Source organism: Flavobacterium sp., assembly GCF_029242675.1.
Lineage (GTDB): Bacteria > Bacteroidota > Bacteroidia > Flavobacteriales > Flavobacteriaceae > Flavobacterium.
Window position 1 is genome coordinate 1 of sequence record NZ_JAQWTM010000127.1, and the last position, 5,452, is coordinate 5,452.

4 protein-coding genes and 2 tRNA genes are annotated in these 5,452 nt (G+C 36.2%); all 6 read right to left on the reverse strand.

The genetic code is table 11. The features are described from left to right. Positions 1-115 precede the first annotated feature (115 nt). A tRNA-Asp gene (locus P8M54_RS05030) sits at positions 116-189 on the reverse strand. 207 nt (positions 190-396) lie between these two features. Beyond that, positions 397-470: transfer RNA gene (locus tag P8M54_RS05035), tRNA-Asp, on the reverse strand. Positions 471-557: 87 nt separating this feature from the next. After that, a complete protein-coding gene (locus P8M54_RS05040; RefSeq protein ID WP_300285847.1) occupies positions 558-1,484 on the reverse strand; it encodes a DUF58 domain-containing protein in 927 nt (308 codons plus the stop codon). A 161-nt stretch (positions 1,485-1,645) separates the two neighbouring features. Beyond that, positions 1,646-1,963: a thioredoxin gene (gene trxA / locus P8M54_RS05045; RefSeq protein ID WP_300285850.1), complete on the reverse strand. Its 318-nt coding sequence runs from the start codon at positions 1,961-1,963 to the stop codon at positions 1,646-1,648. Between the two features lie 330 nt (positions 1,964-2,293). After that, a complete protein-coding gene (locus tag P8M54_RS05050) occupies positions 2,294-3,259 on the reverse strand; it encodes an outer membrane beta-barrel protein (RefSeq protein WP_300285852.1) in 966 nt (321 codons plus the stop codon). A gap of 173 nt (positions 3,260-3,432) precedes the next feature. Further along, on the reverse strand, positions 3,433-5,452 hold a 2,020-nt coding region (gene dnaE / locus P8M54_RS05055), incomplete at its 5' end, for a DNA polymerase III subunit alpha (RefSeq protein WP_300285854.1).

The window sequence follows — 5,452 nt, forward strand, 5'->3', positions numbered from 1 at the left end:
GTCTAACTACTAAACCCGCTACGAGTTACAAATTCGTAGCAAACAACACAACTAACGTTAAATACTTTTAGGGACAAAAAAGCGATTCATCACTGAATCGCTTTTCCCTATGTAGCGGTCTGGACGGGACTCGAACCCGCGACCCCCTGCGTGACAGGCAGGTATTCTAACCAACTGAACTACCAGACCCACTCTTTATTATGACTACAAATTTGTAGTATGTATGAACGAAATTACTCTTTAAAAAAGCCATCCACCATGTAGTGGAAAGCTTTTCATTGGTCTAACTACTAAACCCGGCTAGCTTACAAAGGCTAACCAAACAACACAACTAGCTTTAGATACTTTCTTGGGGCAAAAAAGCGATCCATTTCTGAATCGCTTTCCCCAATATCGCGGTCTGGACGGGACTCGAACCCGCGACCCCCTGCGTGACAGGCAGGTATTCTAACCAACTGAACTACCAGACCTACTGCTTTATTGCGGTGGCAAAGATACAATGAATTTCCGTTTACGCAAGTGTTTTGAGTAAAAAAAACAAAATATTTTCAAGCACTTTAGCCAAAGTTTTGTTTCTCAGCTAAATATGTCATTAGTATTTTCTCAAAATTATCACCTACATTAATGGGAACGTATTTAATTTTGTTTTGACTACACGTCATCGCCACTTTTTTAAAGTACAAAGCCGCTTGTTTTTCATATTCTTCCTTGACATTATCTGCGTAAATAGAAACTTCTTCACCTGTTTCCACATCTATAAACTTACGAGGCGCATTATCAAAATCAAACTTTAGCTCAGTTGCTCCATCAATAACATGAAACAAAATCACTTTATGCTTATTGTGTTTTAAATGTTGCAATGCAGTTAATAGCTTTTCATCATCGCCCGTTTGAAACATATCCGTAAACAAGATAATCATCGAACGGCGGTGAATTTTCTCTGCTATTTGATGTAAAAAGGTGATCGTATCTGTTGATTTCCTTTCTTTTGATTGCGTTAACAATTGCTCGAGTGCATTGAGAATCATTCGGTGATGACGATCACTCCCTTTTTCAGGAGCGTAATATTCATAACTATGCGAAAAGACGCTTAAACCAATAGCATCACGTTGTTTCTTGAGCAGATTCATCAATACTGCTGATGCCAACACTGAAAACCCAATTTTACTCTCGTAAAAGTTCTGACTCCCTTTTAGTTTAGGATAATGCATCGACGAGGAATTGTCCACAATGATATGACAGCGCATATTGGTTTCCTCTTCAAATCGTTTTGCGTATAAGCGGTCCGTCTTAGCAAATAATTTCCAATCGATATACTTGGTGCTTTCGCCAACGTTATACACCTTATGCTCTGCAAACTCTGCCGAAAATCCATGAAACGGACTCTTGTGCATACCCGAAATAAATCCTTCTACTACCTGATTTGCTAGCAATTCTAGATGCTGAAAACTAGCTATTTTTTCTACTTGCGATTCGATCTTCATAATCCAAATATATTAAAAGATTAAATGAATTAAAAGAGAGACAGCTGATATTACTAACAGCCACCTAAATGAAACCCACAGCATAAAAAAAAGGTTTGACTATTGCCAAACCTTTCATCTGAATTTAATTAAAAATCCTATAATAAAATATAATCGTACGATTACAACAAAGCGTCTAAACTATCCGCGTAAGTTTGCTTAGGAGCAACTCCTACTTGCTTCCCTACTACTTCACCATTATGAAAAACCAATACTGTTGGTATATTTCTCACTCCGTATTTTGCAGCAAATTCTTGGTTCGCATCAACGTCAATTTTACCAACTACGACTTTTCCTTCGTATTCCGTACTTAATTCGTCAATGATTGGTCCAACCATTCTACATGGTCCGCACCATGCTGCCCAAAAATCTACCATTACCGGTTTATCTGATTTCAAAACTACTTCTTCAAAAGTAGCATCTGTTATTGCTAATGCCATAATATCATTATTTAGTGTTTATTGTTTTACCAATTTGTAAAACAGTCTGACAAAGTTAAAAATTAAAAATAAACTAGCCACCATAGCCGAATTAGTTTTAATTATAAACTTATCATAAATAACTATCAAAATTGCAAATAAGGGCTTTGTTTATGACTTTTTGGAGCTATTTCCTGCTATTCGCTCTATCTTTTTACAAGATACTTAAAAAAGTATCTTGTAAAAAGGATGCCGCTACTATCAGGGCTATTACCAGCGATTACCAAAACTAGTTAACAAAAAAAAAGACCTTCTTTTCAGAAGGTCCCTTTATAAAAAATTTATTATTGCTTATAGACTGTATTTTAGTCCTAAAGTCAATCCTAATCCACTAATCCCAACGTAAGAGCTTAATTCATCTTTAGCTCTGGTAGAAACCGTAGCTGAGTTGTATTCGCTGTTGTTTGAATTTGCATCTAAACGATCTACATAGTTTGTATGAATCGCTGAGTAAGAAGCATCTGCACGAAAAGTTGTTGGCGTATTTAATTTATCCACCCCGTTTTCAGTATAAACAGTAGTTTCTTTTGTTTTTCCATGAACTGTGAAGTTACGGTACTCTATTTCAGCAAAAGCAGATAGTTTATTTCCTAATTTATAAGAAGTTCCTAAAGCAGCTGTAAATCCTAGCGTAGGATTGGGCTTAACAATATCTCTAGAGTAAGCCTTAGTTTCTGCAACTTGATTTGCACCTACTAAAGTTCTATAATTTCTGTCCGTATCAATTGTTAAATCTCCGTAAACTGGTAAAATAACTCCTACTTTTGTATACGGTTCAAAGTCCTTAGACTGCCCTAAAAACAAAACTAACGATGGAGCAAGATCTAAAGCTTTAATTGTACCAGTAGCTGTAAAATCTAAGTAAGTAGCTGCAGTAGTAGTTGGATTATAAGCTATTAATCGATTAGTAGTTTGTGCCATAGTCTTAGAATTACTAGTGTAATAGTTAACACCCATTTCAAAACCTACACGGCTGTTAAAACGGTATCCAGCAGTTAATCCTGATCTAAAACCTGCCCCAAAAGAACCAGTTACACTTTCTCTAGAAGATAATTTGTTAGTTCCTACTCCACCTGTATAAACATCCTTATTAGGTAATTGACCCCCTACTACTGGAAATTCAGTTGCAGCAGTTTGGGTAAAATACGACCCTCCAAGTTTAAAGTACCAGTTTTCTTTTTTTGTATCTTCTTTTGCTTGCCCTAGCATAGTCATAGAGCAAACCATCATTCCTACTAGGATTAGGCTTTTTTTCATAATATGATTTTTTATTTTTTGTTGTACAAATCTACTTATATTCACACTATTTCTGTAAGGAAATAAACCTATAAAGAACGATTTAATAAATCTGTAATTTTAAAAACACATACCTTAATTTTGCACGATTTTTTAACTAAAAAAACACCAAAACCACCTTTTATTAACAAACACTAATTCAACTTAAAGTTTATTTGCATTTTCTCTAGCTCGTGCAACAACTCATTTGATATTTTAATTTTTAGTTTTCGGCTAGGCATCGTTACCTTAGTAACCACTTTGATTTCCTCTACTTCCGTTACTTGTACTGCTTTTATTGGTTCTTCGTCTAATAAATCTGTATCGTCATCTGCTGTATCAAAAACAGCATCTTCATTTTCATCGACTTCTGAAACGGTTTCAACTAGTTTTTTTACTTTCTCTAATTCCATTATTTCAAAACTAACCTGATGATCTCCTTTATTATCAAAAAATAAATGACTTAGTTTGTGAATAAAGTCTGTTTCTAGATCATTAATATTAAGTAGAACAATCAATTTTTTGGCAAAAGTCTCCAAAACATCTTGCAAGTACTGTACTAAGGCAAATTGAATTCGAGGCTCACTTTTTTTACCTGTATCTTGATTAACCCAACCGTCCTTGACTACAACCTTCATGAAGGTAAAATTGTTTTGAATGATGAAATGACGGAATTTCAAGTACTCTTCACCAAAAATCCTAAACTCATAACTCTCATCATACCCTTCTAAAGTAAACATTCCCCAACCTTTTCCGTTTTTGGCCACACGGTGCTGAACATTGTTAATAATCCCTCCAAAAGCAAGCGTTTTACCAACATATGCTTCAAGATTCTTTAAGGCTTCAAGCTTCGCATTACAAAAATGCTTCATTTCAAATTTATAATCATCCAATGGATGTCCTGAAATATAAATTCCAACTACCTCTTTCTCCTTAGCTAGTTTTTCCATGGTGCTCCAGTCCTCGCAAGGCGGCACGATAGGTTCGGCGATTTGCACATCGCTACTTTCACCAAACAAACTCACTTGTGATGAATTTTCATTCTCTTGGTATTTCGCTCCATAGCGGATTGCTTTTTCATAAAAAGTAATTCCGTCTCCTTCATCATGAAAATATTGTGCTCTCGTAGTTCCTAAAAAGGAATCGAAGCCACCTGCTAATGCTAAATTTTCAATTGCTTTTTTATTCGCAGCTCTCAAGTCAATGCGCTTGGCTAAGTCAAATATAGATTTGTATTTACCGTCCTTTCTATTCTCTACAATAGTTGCCACCGCACCGGAACCAACACCTTTAATAGCGCCCATTCCAAAACGAACTGCATAATTATCATTAACCGTAAATTTATAAAAAGACTCATTTACATCCGGACCTAATACTTGTAACCCCATACGCTTACATTCTTCCATAAAAAACGATACTTGCTTAATATCACTCATATTATTGGATAGCACTGCAGCCATATATTCCGCAGGGTAATGCGCTTTTAAATATGCTGTTTGATAAGCAATCCAAGCATAGCAAGTAGAGTGCGACTTATTAAAGGCATAACTTGCAAAAGCTTCCCAGTCCTTCCAAATTTTCTCCAAAATTTTAGCATCGTGGCCTTTGGCAGCAGCCTGTTCCACAAACTTTGGTTTCATTTTATCCAGAACCTCTTTCTGTTTCTTACCCATCGCTTTACGCAAAACGTCGGCCTCACCCTTAGTAAAATCAGCTAATGATTGCGACAAAAGCATCACCTGCTCTTGGTAAACTGTAATTCCGTAGGTCTCACCTAAATACTCCTCACAAGCATCTAGATCGTATTTAATTTCTTCCTCTCCGTTTTTTCTTCGGACGAAAGAAGGTATGTATTCCAATGGTCCCGGACGATACAAGGCATTCATGGCGATCAAATCTCCAAAAACCGTTGGTTTCAAATCCTTCATGTATTTTTGCATTCCAGCCGATTCGTATTGAAATATACCAACCGTTTCTCCACGCTGGAACAACTCGTATGTTTTTACATCATCGATAGGAAAAGTATCCGGATCTAATTGGATTCCGGTGCGGTATTTCACCAACTTAACCGTATCTTTTATTAAGGTAAGTGTCTTCAAACCCAAGAAGTCCATCTTTAACAATCCCGCACTCTCAGCTACGGAGTTATCAAACTGGGTTACATATAAATCCGAG